The following is a 16,122-nucleotide window of genomic DNA, read 5'->3' on the forward strand; positions in this document are numbered from 1 at the left end:
AACCACAGACCCCATCAGGCCTTGGCAGGACAAACTCCCAAGGCCTTCGCCGCTACCAAGACCACCGCGATCCAATCAGCGAATTATTGAACATCGACAATTGCGAGCGAAGCGAAGCAATCCAGACTGCCTCCACGGCGGACACTGGATTGCTCCATCGCATCAGCGCAAAATAGCTCTGCAATTTTGTCGCGAGCTCCTCGCAACGACGACACTTGTGTCCGAGGAAGCATCATGCCGACCCCGTCCTCGCCGAACGGGGGATACGGGGTTTTAAGCGCCTGCCATCGCCTTTTCGATCGCCGAGAGCGCCGCGGCCGCATTGGCGCCGTCAGGGCCGCCGGCCTGCGCCATGTCGGGCCGGCCGCCGCCGCCCTTGCCGCCGAGCGCTTCGGACGCGATGCGCACCAAGTTCACGGCGTTGAAGCGCGCGGTCAGATCCTGTGTCACGCCGACCACGACACCGGCCTTGCCGTCCTCGGTGACGCCGACGATAGCGACGACGCCGGAGCCGATCTGCTTCTTGCCGTCGTCGGCAAGGCTCTTGAGATCCTTCATCTCGATGCCCTCGACCGCGCGCGCCATCAGCTTGACGTCGCCGACCTCGCGCACGCCCGCCGCCGCGCCGTTGCTCGATGACGCGCCGCCGCCCATCGCGAGCTTCTTGCGCGCGTCGGAGAGCTCGCGCTCGAGCTTCTTGCGTTCCTCCATCAGCGCGGCGATGCGCGCCGGCACGTCGTCGATGGAGGTGCGCAGCTCGTTCGCCGCAATCTTCGCCAGCGCCATGGTGTCATTGGCGTGCTTGCGCGCATAATTGCCGGTCAGCGCCTCGATGCGGCGCACGCCTGAGGCGACCGCGCTCTCGCTCGTGAGCGTGATCAGACCGATGTCGCCGGTCCGCTTCACATGCGTGCCGCCGCAGAGCTCGACCGACCAGCCGAGCGTGTTGGCGCCGCGCTCGCGTGCGGTCCTGCCCATCGAGACGACGCGGACCTCGTCGCCATATTTCTCGCCGAACAGGGCGCGCGCCCCCGCCTCACGGGCTTCATCGACGCCCATGATACGCGTGGTGACCTCGTCGTTCTCCAGCACCACGTCGTTGGCGATGTCCTCGACGCGGGCGAGCTCCTCGGCCGTGATCGGCTTCGGATGCACGAAGTCGAAGCGCAGCCGGTCGGGCGCGACCATCGAGCCGCGCTGAGCGATGTGGTCGCCGAGCACCTGGCGCAGCGCCTCGTGGATGAGGTGCGTCGCCGAGTGGTGGGCGCGGATCGACGCACGACGCGAATGATCCACCTCGAGCTGGAGCGCGGTGCCGAGCTTCACTTCGCCGCTCTCGACCGTGCCGATATGGACGAAGAGATCGCCGAGCTTCTTCTGCGTGTCGGTGATGCGGACCTTGATGCCGCCCTCGCCGAGCAGCACGCCGGTGTCGCCGACCTGGCCGCCGGATTCCGCATAGAATGGTGTCTGGTTCAGCACGATCGCGCCGGTCTCGCCGGCCTTGAGGCTGTCCGCCTCCTTGCCGTCCTTGACCAGCGCGGAAACCACGCCTTCGGCGCTCTCGGTCTCGTAGCCGAGGAATTCGGTCGCACCCAGCTTCTCACGCAGCGGGAACCAGATCGCTTCGGAAGCCGCCTCGCCAGAACCCTTCCAGGACTCGCGCGCCTTGGCCTTCTGACGCTCCATCGCATCAGAGAACGCCGCCTGGTCGACGCCGATGCCGCGCGACTTCAGCGCGTCCTGCGTCAGGTCCAGCGGGAAGCCGTAGGTATCGTAGAGCGTGAAGGCGACGTCGCCGTCGAACATGTCGCCCTTCTTCAAGGACGCGCTCTTCTCATCGAGGATGGCAAGTCCGCGCGACAGCGTCTTGCGGAAGCGGGTCTCTTCCAGCCGCAGCGTCTCCTCGATCAGCTTCTCTGCGCGGACCAGTTCCGGAAGGGCCTGGCCCATCTCGCGCACCAGCGCCCAGACCAGGCGATGCATCAGCGGTTCTTTCGCGCCCAAAAGCTGCGCATGGCGCATCGCGCGGCGCATGATCCGGCGCAGCACATAGCCGCGGCCCTCGTTCGAGGGCAGCACGCCGTCGGAGATGAGGAAGGCCGAGGAGCGCAGATGGTCGGCGATGACCCGGAACGAGGCGACGGTCTGCTCGTTCGGCCCGCTGCCGAGTGCGGACGCCGCCGCGTCGATCAAATTGCGGAACAGGTCGGTCTCGAACACGCTCTCGACGCCCTGGAGAATGCAGGCCATGCGCTCCAGGCCCATGCCGGTGTCGATCGAGGGACGCGGCAAGCCCACGCGCTCCTCCTTCGTCACCTGCTCGTACTGCATGAAGACGAGATTCCAGAATTCGAGGAAGCGGTCGCCGTCCTCCTCGGGCGAGCCCGGAGGCCCGCCCCAGATGTGCTCGCCGCGGTCGATGAAGATCTCCGAGCACGGGCCGCACGGGCCGGTGTCGCCCATCGCCCAGAAATTGTCCGAAGTCGGAATCCGGATGATGCGGTCGTCGGAGAAGCCGGCGATCTTCTTCCACAGGCCCGCCGCCTCGTCGTCGGTGTGGTAGACCGTGACGAGCAGCTTGTTCTTCTTCAGCCCGAACTCGCTGGTGATCAGTTTCCAGGCGAGCTCGATCGCGCGCTCCTTGAAATAGTCGCCGAACGAGAAGTTGCCGAGCATCTCGAAGAAGGTGAGATGGCGCGCGGTGTAGCCGACATTGTCGAGGTCGTTGTGCTTGCCGCCGGCGCGCACGCATTTCTGCGAGGTGGTGGCGCGCTGATAGGGCCGCTTCTCGACGCCGGTGAAGACGTTCTTGAACTGCACCATGCCGGCATTGGTGAACATCAAGGTCGGATCGTTGCGCGGCACGAGTGGCGAGGACGGCACGATCTCGTGGCCGTTCTCGGCAAAGAAGTTCAAAAAGGTCGACCTGATCTCGTTGACGCCGCTCATGTTCATCCAATCGGGTATGCTTGGGCCCGCTTCTCGCCATCCAAAACAGACGCTAAAGGCTGATATCTGCGGGCCAAAGCGCTTTTAGACAAGGCCAGCTTCGCTGTCCAGAAACTGTGCAAGGAGATGTGCAAGCAGATCAGTAGGTTGCCGCAGTCGCGCAATCCCGGTTGAAAGCCGATGCCGGCCGCGTTGACAGGCTTGGCCAGGCTGTGGTCTTTACCTATCTGTATCGTACGGCCACGTCGGGAGAGACCGGCTTTAGGCAGCCGGCGCCGAAGGAGCAACCGCCCCGGAAACTCTCAGGCAAAAGGACCGCGTGGCTTTGACAACATCTGGAAAGAGGCGCCGACGGGGGTTAAGACCCGGACAGCGTCCGCCGACGGGATAATACTCTCAGGCACAGCGACAGATGGGGCTTCGATGGGTTGCTGCCGGGGAATCGTCCCCGGGGAACCGCCGAGGGCCCCTGTAATGCCTGCACCCGACGACCACGATTCCCTCCTCCGACGTACCCCGCTCCACGCCCTGCATGTGTCCCAGAGCGGCAAGATGGTGCCGTTCGCGGGCTATGACATGCCCGTGCAGTACCCTGCGGGCGTGCTGAAGGAGCATCTCCACACCCGCGCCTCCGCCGGCCTGTTCGACGTCTCCCACATGGGGCAGATCGCGCTACGGCCGAAATCCGGCAAGGTCGAGGACGCCGCCCGTGCGCTGGAGCGGCTGGTGCCGCAGGATATCATTGCGATTGCACCGGGACGGCAGCGCTACGCCCAGTTCACCAATGCGGATGGCGGCATCCTTGACGATTTGATGGTCGCCAATTTCGGCGATCACCTGTTCCTGGTCGTCAATGCCGCCTGCAAGGACGCCGACGAGGCGCATCTGCGCGTGCATCTCTCCGACGACTGCGTCATCGATCCCCTGGACGGCCGCGCGCTGATCGCGCTCCAGGGCCCGAAGGCGGAAACGGCGCTGGCGAAATGGTGTGCAGAGGCGCCGTCCATGAAATTCATGGATGCCGGCCCGCGCGAGGTCGCCGGCCTCCCCTGTTTCGTCTCGCGCTCGGGCTATACCGGCGAGGACGGGTTCGAGATTTCCGTGCCCGCTGGCGATGCCGAGCGCCTCGCCAAGACGCTGCTCGAAAACCCGGACGTGCTGCCGATCGGGCTCGGGGCCCGCGACAGCCTGCGGCTGGAGGCCGGGCTCTGTCTCTACGGCCACGACATCGACACCACGACCACGCCGGTCGAAGCCGCGCTGGAATGGTCGGTGCAGAAGAGCCGCCGCAGCGGTGGGACGCGCGCCGGCGGCTTCCCCGGCGCCGAGAAGATTCTCGCCCATTTCGACCAGGGTGCATCCCGCCGCCGCGTCGGCCTGCGCACTGAGGGACGCGCGCCGGTGCGGGAGGGCGCGCTGCTGTTTGCGGATGCGACGGCGGGCGAGCCGATCGGCAAGGTTACATCGGGCGGCTTCGGCCCGAGCCTGAATGCGCCGGTGGCGATGGGCTATGTGCCTACGAGCCAGAGCGCGCTCGGCACCAAGCTGTTCGCCGAGGTGCGCGGCCAGCGCCTAGCCGTCGAGGTCGCCGCCATGCCCTTCGTGAAAAACACCTACAAACGCTGAGGATTCGCCCATGACCACGACGCTGTACACCTCCGACCACGAATGGCTCGCCATCGAGGGCGACATCGCCACCGTCGGGATCACCGATTACGCGCAGCAGCAGCTCGGCGACGTCGTGTTCGTCGAGCTGCCCAAGATCGGCCGCGTGCTGAAGAAGGCAGAAGCCGCCGCGGTCGTGGAATCCGTCAAGGCCGCCTCTGACGTCTACGCGCCCGTTACGGGCGAGGTGCTCGAGACCAATCCCGCACTCGCGGCCGAGCCCGCGCTGGTGAACACGGATGCGCAGGGCGCGGCCTGGTTCTTCAAGATCAAGATTGCCGACAGAAACGAGCTCGGCGGCCTCATGGATGAGGCTGCGTACAAAGCGCATACGGCGTGAGATGAAGCAAGTAGCCGCCTCACACTCACTGTCATGCCTCGCGAAGGCGGGGCATCCAGTCGACGCAGCCGCTTCGGCTAGAGCCGAGGGGCCACGGCGTATTGGATCGTCCGCCCCTGTGCGCAAGTGCGCACAAGGCGGACGATGACAGCAACTCCTAGCGAGGACCCTATGATGACCGCGCACCGCAAATCCAACGGCGACACCGCCGCCAGCTTCGTTCGCCGCCACATTGGCCCCTCGACGCGCGACGTCACCGCAATGCTCGAGGCCGTCAGCGCCAAGAGCGTCGATGCGCTGATGGGGGAGACGCTGCCGGCCTCGATCCGGCAGGCCGCCCCGCTCGATCTCGGCAAAGCCTTGAGCGAAACCGAGGCGATCGCGCATATGGGCGAGCTCGCGCGGCAGAACCAGGTCTTCACCTCGCTGATCGGTCAGGGCTATTCCGGCACGATCCTGCCCGCGGTGATCCAGCGCAACATCCTGGAGAATCCGGCCTGGTACACGGCGTATACGCCCTACCAGCCCGAAATCAGCCAGGGCCGGCTCGAGGCGCTGCTCAATTTCCAGACCATGATCTGCGACCTCACCGGGCTCGACGTTGCCAACGCCTCGCTGCTCGACGAGGCGACCGCGGCGGCCGAAGCCATGGCGCTCGCCGAGCGGCACTCACAGGTGAAGGCAAAAGCCTTCTTCGTCGACAAGGACGTGCATCCGCAGACGCTCGCGGTGATGCGCACCCGCGCCGAGCCGCTCGGCTGGAGCCTGATCGTCGGCGATCCCCTCACCGATCTCGCTAAGAGTGACGTGCTAGGTGCGCTGCTGCAATATCCGGGCTCGTCGGGCGCGGTGCGGGACCTGCGTCCCGCGATCGCGACACTGCGCGCCAAGGGCGCGCTCGCGATCGTCGCCGCCGATCTGCTGGCACTGACGCTGCTCGCCTCGCCCGGCGAGCTAGGGGCCGACATCGCGATCGGCTCGGCGCAGCGCTTTGGCGTGCCGATGGGCTATGGCGGACCGCATGCGGCCTATATGGCGGTGCGCGACGCGCTGAAGCGCTCGCTGCCGGGCCGCATCGTCGGCCTCTCCGTGGATTCGCGCGGGATGCCGGCCTATCGCCTCGCCCTCCAGACCCGCGAGCAGCACATCCGCCGCGAGAAGGCGACCTCCAACATCTGCACCGCGCAGGTGCTCCTCGCCGTGATCGCCTCGATGTACGCGGTCTATCACGGCCCCGAGGGCCTGACGCAGATCGCGCAAAATGTGCATCGCCGCGCGACCGTGCTCGCCACCGGCCTGCGCAAGCTCGGCTTTGCGCTCCAATCGGAGACCTTCTTCGACACGCTCAGCGTCGATGCTGGCGCCAAGCGTGCCGAGATCATTGCGCGCGCGACCGCCGAGACAATCAATCTCGGCATCAGTGAAACCGCGCTTCGCATTGCGCTCGACGAGACCACGACGCCTGCAACGGTGGAAGCGGTTTGGCGCGCCTTCGGCGGCACACTTGCCTATGCCGAGATCGACGCCGAGACGCGCGAGGCGCTGCCGGACGACTTGAAGCGCACGACCGCTTTCCTCACCCATCCGGTGTTCCATGCGCATCGCTCGGAGACCGAGATGCTGCGCTACATGCGCAAGCTCAGTGATCGCGACCTCGCGCTCGACCGCGCGATGATTCCGCTGGGATCCTGCACCATGAAGCTGAACGCGACCACCGAGATGATGCCGCTGACCTGGCCGGAGTTTGCGACGCTGCACCCGTTCGCCCCGCGCGAGCAGGCCGCCGGCTATCACGCGCTGTTCGCGCGGCTTGAAAAGTGGCTGTGCGACATCACCGGCTATGATGCGATCTCACTGCAGCCGAATTCCGGCGCGCAAGGCGAATATGCCGGGCTGCTCGCGATCCGCGGCTATCATGCCGCGCGCGGACAGAGCCACCGCAAGATCTGCCTGATCCCCTCCTCCGCCCATGGCACCAACCCGGCCTCGGCCGCGATGGTCGGCATGGACGTGGTGGTGGTCGCCTGCGACAAGAACGGCGACGTCGACGTTGGTGATCTCCGCGCCAAGGCCGAGAAACATTCGAATGACCTCGCCGCTGTGATGATCACCTATCCCTCGACGCATGGCGTGTTCGAAGAGCACATCCGCGAGATTTGCGACATCGTCCATGGCCATGGCGGCCAGGTGTATCTTGACGGCGCCAACCTCAACGCGCAGGTCGGGCTGTCCCGGCCCGGCGATTACGGCGCCGATGTCAGCCACCTCAACCTGCACAAGACCTTCTGCATCCCGCATGGCGGCGGCGGCCCCGGCATGGGCCCGATCGGCGTAAGAGCTCATCTCGCCCCGTTCCTCCCCGGTCATCCCGCGACCAAGGCGGATGCACCCGTCGGCCCGGTGTCGGCCGCGCCGTTCGGCTCGGCCTCGATCCTCACGATCTCCTACATCTATATCTTGATGATGGGCGGCGAAGGGTTGAAGCGCGCGACCGAGATTGCGATCCTCAACGCCAATTACATCGCGGCAAGGCTCGATCCGCACTTCCCGGTGCTCTACAAGAACGCCAAGGGCCGTGTCGCGCATGAGTGCATCGTCGATCCCCGGCCGCTGAAGACGACCTCAGGCGTCACCGTCGACGACATCGCAAAACGCCTGATCGATTACGGCTTCCACGCGCCGACCATGAGCTTCCCGGTGCCGGGCACACTGATGATCGAGCCGACCGAGTCGGAATCGAAGGCGGAGCTGGACCGCTTCTGCGACGCCATGATTGCGATCCGGAAGGAGATCGCCGAGGTCGAAGCCGGCCGCTTCAAGATCGAGGCCTCGCCGCTGCGCCACGCCCCGCACACCGTGCACGACATCGCCGATGATGCATGGAATCGCGCCTACACCCGCAGCGAGGGCTGCTTCCCCGCGGGCACCTCGCGCAGCGACAAATACTGGAGTCCGGTGGGGCGCGTCGACAACGTCTATGGCGACCGCAACCTGGTGTGCTCCTGCCCGCCGGCGAGCGATTACGCGCAAGCCGCGGAGTAGCGGCTTACGGCGCGATCAACGAACGGGTCTCGGCGTCCCAACGCCAGAGCCGTTCGTTGGTCAGCTCGGTACCGCCCCACCAACGTGTGAGCGGGTTGTGGCGCCACAAATCGTCTTCGCGGGCTACAAGTGAACGCCCGAGCTCTGTCAGCGTGACCTTCCACTCGCTCTCGCCGCGGTAGCGGGCCTCATTGTCGAACGACGGATCGCCCAGCAGGACCGGGGGCGTCGAATGTTCCGCCAGTTCGATCAAGGCATCGCGCGCTTCGTGTTCTTCGAGCACATCGCGAAGCCACCTCGCGTCGCAGACGAGCCTCGGGTCGGTGTGGCCATCGTTCACAAAATCCAGCAAATCCGTTTCGCTGGCAGCGAGTCCCGTGACGCTGTCCGGAAGCTCTTCAAGCATTGCTATCAGTGCCGATCGAAGTCTGGGCAGGATCATCAGGTCCGTCATCAGCAGATCGAAACAGGGTTGCGGCGTGTCAGCCCGATAGGCTTGCCAGGCGCGACTCGCGGTCGTCACATGGTTCTCGGCCACCTTGAAGGCCGGCAGCTTCCATTTTGCGACCGACGGCGGAGCATAGTTCGCGATGATGTCGTCCGTATGCACGAGGCTCAGCTTGGTCGTGATTTCCTTGTAGGGACGAAGCAGGTCGAGCAACCAGACGAGCACGAGCTGATCGTTCGGCCGTGGGTCGGCCCATATTTCAATGGAGTCGAATTTCTCGCAGAGCTGGAAGAAACCAATATCCGGCGAACCGAAGCCCATCAGCCGATCTCGTCCCACCCCGTCGAGCCAATGATCGCCTCTTCTGGAATGCTTCGCGGAACGTGCCTCCAGCCCCACCGCGAGCTCCTCTTCGGACGGCAATTGGCCCCAGACGAAGCGAAGGGAAAAGCCGAGGGCGATGTTCGCCAGGTTAGAGCGGCCAAGCACGGCGGCTGCTCCATCGTTCGTCGTCAGGATCATATGAGACAAGATCGCCTCTCAAAATTGATGCGCAATACGGGAGCACACTGAGCGATACGCACGCGTTAGTCAGGCGCAATCAACAACCGGATTTCGCGATCCCAGCGCCAGAGCCGTTCGCTGGTGAGAAGCGTTCCACCCCACCAGCGGGGAACCGGATTATGGCGGTAGAAATCCTCCTTGCCTGCCAGCACCGCCTTTCCCAGATCTGTAAGCGACAGCGGGATTGCTTGTATCGTGCGTGACGGAGAACATCGTCATGCATGTCAAGCGAGAATGGCCCCTCGTCCAGCCCGGACACAGCCGGCACCGGACATCGCGCCAGTCCATCGAGCAGCGCGCCCACTTCCCAGTAGTCGAAGACGCGACGCTCGTTGGGCTTCTGATGGCCTGGAAAGACGTCAAAGGGCAGCACGCCGCCGGGCGCGATCAATTCCAGAATTCGTGTTTCCGTCGCTCCAAGACCGGTTGTGACGTTCGGAAGCTCTTCGAGCAGGTCAACCGCGCAAGGCTCGAACTGCGGCAGCAAGCTCAAATCGGCCTTGAGCAGATCGAACCAGGCCTGCGGCGTCAGGGCGCGATAGGCCTGCCACGCACGCCCAGCCAGTGCGAGGTGATCTGCCGTGGGCCTAGCAGCCGGCGGGTTTAGCTTCGCAAACCGCTCCGGGTCGATACCCCCCAGGGCAATGTCGAGGTGACGTATCGCGAGCTTGGAGACTGCCGCTCTCTCACCGCCGCAACGGTCAAGCAGCCACAGCAAAATCAATTGCGCATTCGGCTCAGGTCCTGGCCATAATTCGACCGATTCGCATTCGGCCATCAGCTCGATCAATCCACGCCCCGTCATCCCCGATTCTTCAAGACGCCAGGATGGTGTGTCGTCCAGCCAATGGAGGCCATGCGGCTGCGTTGTGCGTGGCGCAAAGAACGCCTCGAGTTCGGCATCCGACGGCAGCGGTCCCCAGACCAGCCGATGCTCGATCGCAATGACAAGATCGGCGACACCGGCGCGTTGTATCCCGCCGGCAGTGGACGAGTCGGTTGTCACAATGAGCCGCGTCATGCCTCAGGGCCTCGTCAAACCAGGGCCGTACCGCCACAGCCGGTCGTTGGTCAGATGCGTGCCGCCCCACCAGCGATCGATCGGATTGTGGCGGCTGAAATCATCCTGATGTGCCAGGACAGCTTTACCGAATTCGGTCAGCGAAAGGCGGCTGCGCAGATAGACTTCATGCCGAGCCCTCAAATTCTTAAGGTCGATTGTGCGCAGTTCCTCGCCCAAACCGGCCACTGCGGGATTGGGGCCGAGCGCCAGCCCCTCGAGCAACCAACCCAGCTCGGTCTCTCCGAACACGAACGTGCGCCGATGCGAGCGCAGATGAAACAACGAATTCGTGTTCCCAAACCCTCTGGAAAGAAGCTCCAGAAATCGCATCTCCGTCGCACCAAGCCCTGTCGAGGGTGACGGCAATTCTGGCATTGAGCAAAGCCGGCCTCAGCATCGGTAATGCACTGAGGTCGCTGCGGAGGAGATTGACGCAGCTTTCCGGTGCCGGTTCGCAATAGGCCCGCCACGCCGCCTCGGCAGTCCCGAATTCCCTGGCAGTGACATTAAAGGCGGGAATATGCGACGCAGACTTTCCCAGGTTATCGCCTCTCATCCCGATTAGATCGTCCGCCACAAGGCGCATTTTGAGTTTTTGCGCCGGCCAGGAATGAGATCTGAGGTGATCGAGCAACCAAATAAGTTGCAACTGATCTTCGGGATTTGGATCGAACCAGAGTTCGATCACATCGTAAGGTTCGCAGAAATCGACAAGCGATAGATTTTTGCGACGACTCATGGCGCGAGGCCAATGGATGCCCCAGTCCGACCAGTGATCACCCGGCCCAAGAGTCTCCGAACGTGCCGCAAAATAGGCCGCACGCATTTCAGGTGGAGGCACGGGTCCCCACTGAAAGCGAAACGAGAACATTATGACGAATTCGGCCAGCCTCGATCTGGCGAGAGCAAAGCCCGACGAACTGGTCAGGATCAGACGCTTCATCACACTACCCGATCACGACAACACAAAACGAAACGGGCGCTGACGACGTCGGCAACTCAACGTCCTCAGCGCCCGCTCCTCGCGAAAATTCTTCGCGGTAAGTCTTACTCCTCCGTCGGCTCCTCGCCGTCGGCGTCGCGCTCGGGGGTGCCGGCGAGAATCTGCTCGGCGATCAGGCCGGAGTTCTGGCGGATCGAGGTCTCGATCTTGGCGGTGATGTCGGGATTGGCCTTCAGGAACGCCTTGGCGTTCTCGCGGCCCTGGCCGAGGCGCTGGCTGTCATAGGAGAACCAGGCGCCGGACTTTTCGACGATGCCGGCCTTGACGCCGAGATCGAGGATCTCGCCCATCTTGGAGACGCCCTCGCCGTACATGATGTCGAACTCGACCTGCTTGAACGGCGGCGCCAGCTTGTTCTTCACCACCTTGACGCGGGTGGTATTGCCGACGACTTCGTCGCGCTCCTTGATAGCGCCGATGCGGCGGATGTCGAGGCGGACGGAGGCGTAGAACTTCAGCGCGTTGCCCCCGGTCGTGGTCTCGGGCGAACCGTACATCACACCGATCTTCATGCGGATCTGGTTGATGAAGATCACCATGGTATTGGACTTGTTGATGGAGGCCGTGAGCTTGCGCAGCGCTTGGCTCATCAGGCGGGCCTGCAAACCCGGCAGCGCATCGCCCATTTCGCCCTCGAGCTCGGCCTTCGGCACCAGCGCTGCGACCGAATCGATCACCAACACGTCGACCGCGCCGGAGCGCACCAAAGTGTCGCAGATCTCCAGCGCCTGCTCGCCGGTGTCGGGCTGCGAGATCAGGAGCTCGTCGATGTTGACGCCCAGCTTGCGGGCATAGACCGGGTCGAGCGCGTGCTCGGCGTCGATGAAGGCACAGATGCCGCCCTTCTTCTGCGCTTCCGCCACCGTATGCAGCGCCAGCGTGGTTTTGCCCGAGGATTCCGGCCCGTAGATCTCGACGATGCGCCCCTTCGGCAGGCCGCCGATGCCGAGCGCGATATCGAGCCCGAGCGAGCCCGATGACACCGCCTCGATGTCCATGGACCGGTCGTTCTTGCCGAGCTTCATCACCGAGCCCTTGCCGAACTGGCGCTCGATCTGGGAGAGCGCGGCAGCCAGGGCTTTACTCTTGTCCATGGAAGATCCTTCGACGATACGCAGGGCAGTGGCGGACATTGGGTCGTGCTCCTTATGGCGAGGATTCGCTAGGGGGACAAACGATTGAGAGGCGGGCCGGCAATAAAAGCAATGTACCCCATTTGTTCTAGGTTCGCAATATGTTCTTTGCAAGAGTCCCTAATTCACTCTCCTGAATCGAAAAGGGGCCGCCTTTCAGCGACCCCTTTGCCGGTTGCAATCTCGTTTCGGGATGAAATGCCAGCCCCGGCGGGAGCCACCGTACCGGTATCACAATGCCAAGTGGATTCCGGGCAACTACCGTTCGTATTCCTGTCCTAATCTGCCCTTCCAGGATCTCTGGCCGTCACAAATCCTTAATCCTGAGGCACCGAACCTTTTCGCGGTCTCTGTGGTCTTCTTCGGGACGAGACTGCACCTCCGGAGCCTCTGCCCATACTGAAGACACACACCGCGACGCCATCAGGCGCAATCCACTCCTGAAGGCCGCGCAGGAGGAGATGATCAAGTTCGAGCGCAAGGAGAACGCGTTCCGCAAGAAGGACCGCGACGAGCGCGCCGCCGAGCTGCGGCTGCCCCTGGACGAGATCAAGCTCCACTAGCGCTCGCCAGGGCCCGCTGCGCACGGCTACCGTGAACCCGAAGGGACCAACATCGCGCGTCGGGATGCGCTTCTCGCTCGATTAAGGTATCGAAATACCTCATGTAAGTCATTGATGGAATGACGAAATCATCCCACGGCCTACTGTGCATGGGGTTGTTTTTCCATTTTTGAAGGACAAAGCGCCGGTTCATCATCGGCAAACCGCGACGATACGGACCCCGGTCGCTCCCCGCACCTGCGCTTGCGCTGCCTTACAGCACCGCCAGCAGCACGAGGCTGATCACCAGCACGACGAAGCCAGCCGCCGTCGCGGCGGCGAATGACCGCTCTACGTTATCCATGATGCCACCCCGTTGCCGCCGTGCCACGTTCCCCCATGGCGCGCCGGACGGTGTGGAATCTTGCCGACCCGTGTGTCGCCAGTTGTGCGGCCGGATGTCGAAATTGGGACAGGCGCGGGGCCAGTCTGCGGCCTCGCGACCGCGACTTTCACTGACACCCGTCAGGCGCGTGTCAGCCTGATCGCCTATTCTCGTCGTGCTCGGTGGACCAACACTGGGCCTCCATACCCGGCCGACGACCCCGCTCCCTCGAGCGGGGTTTTCTGTTTGCGGCCCATGGGCGAAGGCGATTACCGACCGGCCTCGATTTGGCCCTGTCAGGCTGTCGTAAGCCGAACCGGCTAGGGTCGCTTGGCTATGGTGTTGCAGCCCAGCACCTCAGCCTCCAATAACTTCCTCCCCGCTTGGCTCTCCCCAGGCGGGGTTTTTTCATGCCTGCCGGCCGGTTCGCAGGTCCTTCTCCTCGCGCGTCAGCCGCAGCGAGACGGCGCGGATCGCGGGCGCAGCCAGCAGCACGATCGGCAGCATCGCGGCCCATGCGATCAGCCACGACACCATCCAGTGCCCGAGGAAGACCATCGCGCTCCCCGCGGGAAGGCTCGCGATGCCGGCCGCGATCAGCGAGGTCAATCCGGACTGGATGATACCGAAGACGAAATGGGAGTAGCGGCGGGGAATGCCGAGCATGAGGCGCCCATGGTTTGCGTGCCGTCATGAGGCCAAGCAAGGCACATGCCGCCGGCGCGGTGGACTCCGTGGTTCTCCGACCATGAACAGAGTTCCCTTCCCGCGCGCGAGGCCACGATGGGTTTACCGGCAGATTTTGCTTGTCCCCGGAATATGATGGCGCCCAACATGCTGCAGGCATGGAAAGTGAATCGTGGGAGGTGACCATGAATCACAGGGGTGTCGAATTCACCGTCGCCAGGACGGCAATTCCCGGAATCTGGCACTGGCGATTCCGCATCGGCGAGCAGATCAAGACCGGCCGAACCGAGACGAAGATCGACCTGTTGGCGATTCGCCGGGTGCAGCCGCGCATCGACCGCGAGCTGAAGGCGATCGAGCGCAAGACGGCCTGAGCAAGACCGCCAGTGAGATCAGCGGCGGGTGCGGCGCCTCGCGAGGGGCATATCCCGTAGCCGCCCGGAATTGATCTGATCGGGGTTTGGGATTGCACTGCGCGCCCGTGGCCTTGGGGGTTGGGCCGTCACGCGTGATCGGTGCCAGCCATGCCGCTCTACTTCTTTCGAATCCGGAACGGCCGTTATTCCGGCTGCGCGGACCAGGCGAGCGAATTTGCCGATCGCGATTCGGCCTGGAAGGAGATGACCAGCGTCTGCGCCGACATGGCCGCCGGGATCGCCCGCAAGCTCCAGGAAAATTCCGAATGGCACATGGAGCTGCTGGACGAGGCCAAGGAGCCCGTATTCCGAATCCGCATCGTCGCAGAAACGCTCGAAAAGGTGAGACCCTAATCCGCGCTGGGCAGCCGCCGCATGGTGAATTCGATGTCGCCGCCGGGCAATTCGCGCCAGCTCTCGACTGCGCTCATATAGCCCGCCTTGGGGTAGCGGGCGAAGAAGGCCTCCGCCCTCGCCCGTGCCGCTGCGCGCGGCAGCGTGAAGGTCTCGCGCAGATAGCCGTCGCCGGTCGCGTGGTCTGGCTTGCCGCCCATCTTGCGCCGGCGCGCCATCCGTTCGGCGAGATCCCGCGGACGATCGGCCATGTGCCGCCCTCCTCTACGCAAATACGCTCTTGCGAGATGTAGGAGGCCTGTGGGGCAAAGAGGAGTCCCCGGCCGGAGGCGTCTACCGCCTCCGACCGGCGGAAGGTCAATTGGCAGCCGTGCCGGATTTCTTCTTCGGCGCACTGGTCGCGGCCGAGGCCTTCGGCGCCGCCGACTGCTTCGGCGGATCGGAGCGCATGCCGCCCCAGGGATCGTTGGAGGCCTTGGAGTCCGGAATCTTCTTCAGTGTCTCCTTGTAGGCCTTTTCACGTTCGGCTTCCGCGGCCTTCTCCTCGGGGCTCTTGCTCGGACCATCCTGCAGCAAATTGAGATTGGGCATTTGCGCATAGGCCGGTCCCGCCAGCACGGCCAGCACCGCGGCCAAACGGAAAAGCTTCATCATTCACTCCTTGATCATCCACGAAGCGCGGATCGCCCGCGCCTTGTCGTCCTTGTGGCGGCCGACCGCAAGCTCAGGGCCGCATAGCCGCTAGATCCGGTCCGATCTGCACGATTTCGGCGCATGCAGCCAGTCGTCCCAGATCGGGCCGCATCTGGTGCAGCCGTTCAGCGCAAGGCCGAGCGCGGCCAGACAAAAGACCAGGACACATCGACGCAACATCATCCACCCGTACCCAAGCAAGGCCATCATATCGGGCAAAGTCGGGCATTTTCAAGCCGACGCGGCCGGCAGCAGACCCGGTGACTTTGCCGCGCCGATGCGCGCAGAATGAGACGAAACATCCGGCAACAATGGAGGGAACGACAGCAATGCAAACGCAGCCAGACGCCGAGTTCGGCATCACCGATGCGAAACGCATCCTCGGCGAGGTCTTTGCACCCTGGGTCCAGGATCTCGACCTCTCGGTCGAGCGCATCGAGCACGCACAGCCAGCGAATGCGCCGGACTGGCAGCCGGGCGCGCTCCTGCGCATGCCGTTCTCGGAACGGCTGTGCCGGAACGGCGGCGTGGTCTGCGGCCAGGCGCTGATGGCGCTCGCCGACACCGCGATGGTGATCGCGATCCTCGCCGCCAACCGCGGCTATCGTCCGATGACCACGGTCGACCAAACCACGCATTTCATGCGCGCAGCCTCCTCGTCGGACGTGCTGGCGGACGCGCGCGTGGTGCGGCTCGGCCGCACCATAAGCTTCGGCCGCGTCACGCTGCTCTCGGCCTTCGACAACAAGCCGGTTGCGATCGTGTCGAGCGCGTTCGCGATGCTGCCAGGGTGAGCGCGCGCGATGTGAACGATCGTTCGCATCGCCTCCACAAC

At 64.1% G+C, this 16,122-nt stretch carries 14 protein-coding genes and 1 riboswitch; of the genes, 6 read left to right on the top strand and 8 right to left on the bottom strand.

What is annotated here, in order from left to right:
• Positions 1–273: 273 nt before the first annotated feature.
• Positions 274–2,952 (bottom strand): alanine--tRNA ligase, encoded by a 2,679-nt coding sequence (gene alaS / locus IVA78_RS27015; RefSeq protein WP_247418768.1) that lies wholly within the window; start codon positions 2,950–2,952, stop codon positions 274–276.
• A gap of 236 nt (positions 2,953–3,188) precedes the next feature.
• Positions 3,189–3,279, top strand: a riboswitch (glycine riboswitch).
• A 147-nt stretch (positions 3,280–3,426) separates the two neighbouring features.
• On the opposite strand from alaS, the gene gcvT reads away from it, so the two are divergent.
• The 3 genes from gcvT (at position 3,427) to gcvP (ending at position 7,999) form a co-directional block, all read left to right on the top strand.
• Positions 3,427–4,578 (top strand): glycine cleavage system aminomethyltransferase GcvT, encoded by a 1,152-nt coding sequence (gene gcvT / locus IVA78_RS27020; RefSeq protein WP_247418766.1) that lies wholly within the window; start codon positions 3,427–3,429, stop codon positions 4,576–4,578.
• A 10-nt stretch (positions 4,579–4,588) separates the two neighbouring features.
• On the top strand, positions 4,589–4,957 hold the full coding sequence (gene gcvH, locus IVA78_RS27025; protein ID WP_247280671.1) for a glycine cleavage system protein GcvH: 369 nt from the start codon (positions 4,589–4,591) through the stop codon (positions 4,955–4,957).
• A gap of 174 nt (positions 4,958–5,131) precedes the next feature.
• Positions 5,132–7,999, top strand: coding sequence for an aminomethyl-transferring glycine dehydrogenase (gcvP, locus tag IVA78_RS27030; RefSeq protein WP_247418803.1), 2,868 nt, complete (start codon positions 5,132–5,134; stop codon positions 7,997–7,999).
• Positions 8,000–8,003: 4 nt separating this feature from the next.
• Here the strand turns inward: gcvP and IVA78_RS27035 are convergent, their stop codons facing one another.
• From IVA78_RS27035 to IVA78_RS27055, 5 genes are all read right to left on the bottom strand, one after another.
• Positions 8,004–8,969: a hypothetical protein gene (locus IVA78_RS27035; RefSeq protein WP_247418764.1), complete on the bottom strand. Its 966-nt coding sequence runs from the start codon at positions 8,967–8,969 to the stop codon at positions 8,004–8,006.
• 79 nt (positions 8,970–9,048) lie between these two features.
• Complete coding sequence (locus IVA78_RS27040; RefSeq protein ID WP_247468709.1) at positions 9,049–10,032, bottom strand: hypothetical protein; 984 nt, start codon at positions 10,030–10,032, stop codon at positions 9,049–9,051.
• A gap of 3 nt (positions 10,033–10,035) precedes the next feature.
• Positions 10,036–10,404 (bottom strand): hypothetical protein, encoded by a 369-nt coding sequence (locus IVA78_RS27045; RefSeq protein WP_247418758.1) that lies wholly within the window; start codon positions 10,402–10,404, stop codon positions 10,036–10,038.
• Between the two features lie 717 nt (positions 10,405–11,121).
• The gene (gene recA, locus IVA78_RS27050) at positions 11,122–12,210 is read right to left on the bottom strand and encodes a recombinase RecA (RefSeq protein ID WP_247280668.1); all 1,089 of its coding nucleotides are present in this window, start codon (positions 12,208–12,210) and stop codon (positions 11,122–11,124) included.
• 1,335 nt (positions 12,211–13,545) lie between these two features.
• Positions 13,546–13,803, bottom strand: coding sequence for a DUF2798 domain-containing protein (locus tag IVA78_RS27055; protein ID WP_247418756.1), 258 nt, complete (start codon positions 13,801–13,803; stop codon positions 13,546–13,548).
• Positions 13,804–14,009: 206 nt separating this feature from the next.
• Between IVA78_RS27055 and IVA78_RS27060 the strand changes: the two genes are divergently transcribed.
• Together IVA78_RS27060 and IVA78_RS27065 are read left to right on the top strand one after the other, a co-directional pair.
• Positions 14,010–14,198 carry a hypothetical protein gene (locus tag IVA78_RS27060; RefSeq protein WP_247418755.1) on the top strand — a complete coding sequence of 63 codons (189 nt, stop codon included), beginning with the start codon at positions 14,010–14,012 and terminating at the stop codon, positions 14,196–14,198.
• A gap of 150 nt (positions 14,199–14,348) precedes the next feature.
• Positions 14,349–14,594 carry a hypothetical protein gene (locus tag IVA78_RS27065; RefSeq protein ID WP_247280664.1) on the top strand — a complete coding sequence of 82 codons (246 nt, stop codon included), beginning with the start codon at positions 14,349–14,351 and terminating at the stop codon, positions 14,592–14,594.
• On the opposite strand, the gene IVA78_RS27070 is transcribed toward IVA78_RS27065, so the two are convergent.
• Positions 14,591–14,845, bottom strand: coding sequence for a hypothetical protein (locus IVA78_RS27070; RefSeq protein ID WP_247280663.1), 255 nt, complete (start codon positions 14,843–14,845; stop codon positions 14,591–14,593). The two genes, IVA78_RS27065 and IVA78_RS27070, sit on opposite strands and share 4 nt — an antisense overlap.
• A 106-nt stretch (positions 14,846–14,951) precedes the next feature.
• Positions 14,952–15,245, bottom strand: a complete 294-nt coding sequence (locus tag IVA78_RS27075; protein ID WP_247280763.1) for a hypothetical protein — start codon at positions 15,243–15,245, stop codon at positions 14,952–14,954.
• Positions 15,246–15,616: 371 nt separating this feature from the next.
• Between IVA78_RS27075 and IVA78_RS27080 the strand changes: the two genes are divergently transcribed.
• Positions 15,617–16,081, top strand: a complete 465-nt coding sequence (locus IVA78_RS27080; RefSeq protein WP_247418753.1) for a PaaI family thioesterase — start codon at positions 15,617–15,619, stop codon at positions 16,079–16,081.
• Positions 16,082–16,122: the final 41 nt, after the last annotated feature.

Source organism: Bradyrhizobium sp. 137 (assembly GCF_023074095.1).
GTDB lineage: Bacteria > Pseudomonadota > Alphaproteobacteria > Rhizobiales > Xanthobacteraceae > Bradyrhizobium.

Bases quoted from the DNA above. Each gene is read 5' to 3' on its own strand.
- gcvP (WP_247418803.1), top strand. From the start codon at position 5,132: ATGACCGCGCACCGCAAATCCAACGGCGACACCGCCGCCAGCTTCGTT.
- IVA78_RS27040 (WP_247468709.1), bottom strand. From the start codon at position 10,032: ATGACGCGGCTCATTGTGACAACCGACTCGTCCACTGCCGGCGGGATA.
- gcvH (WP_247280671.1), top strand. From the start codon at position 4,589: ATGACCACGACGCTGTACACCTCCGACCACGAATGGCTCGCCATCGAG.
- IVA78_RS27080 (WP_247418753.1), top strand. From the start codon at position 15,617: ATGCAAACGCAGCCAGACGCCGAGTTCGGCATCACCGATGCGAAACGC.
- IVA78_RS27070 (WP_247280663.1), bottom strand. From the start codon at position 14,845: ATGGCCGATCGTCCGCGGGATCTCGCCGAACGGATGGCGCGCCGGCGC.
- IVA78_RS27065 (WP_247280664.1), top strand. From the start codon at position 14,349: ATGCCGCTCTACTTCTTTCGAATCCGGAACGGCCGTTATTCCGGCTGC.
- IVA78_RS27045 (WP_247418758.1), bottom strand. From the start codon at position 10,404: ATGCGATTTCTGGAGCTTCTTTCCAGAGGGTTTGGGAACACGAATTCG.
- IVA78_RS27075 (WP_247280763.1), bottom strand. From the start codon at position 15,245: ATGAAGCTTTTCCGTTTGGCCGCGGTGCTGGCCGTGCTGGCGGGACCG.
- gcvT (WP_247418766.1), top strand. From the start codon at position 3,427: ATGCCTGCACCCGACGACCACGATTCCCTCCTCCGACGTACCCCGCTC.
- IVA78_RS27035 (WP_247418764.1), bottom strand. From the start codon at position 8,969: ATGATCCTGACGACGAACGATGGAGCAGCCGCCGTGCTTGGCCGCTCT.
- IVA78_RS27055 (WP_247418756.1), bottom strand. From the start codon at position 13,803: ATGCTCGGCATTCCCCGCCGCTACTCCCATTTCGTCTTCGGTATCATC.
- alaS (WP_247418768.1), bottom strand. From the start codon at position 2,952: ATGAGCGGCGTCAACGAGATCAGGTCGACCTTTTTGAACTTCTTTGCC.
- recA (WP_247280668.1), bottom strand. From the start codon at position 12,210: ATGTCCGCCACTGCCCTGCGTATCGTCGAAGGATCTTCCATGGACAAG.
- IVA78_RS27060 (WP_247418755.1), top strand. From the start codon at position 14,010: ATGAATCACAGGGGTGTCGAATTCACCGTCGCCAGGACGGCAATTCCC.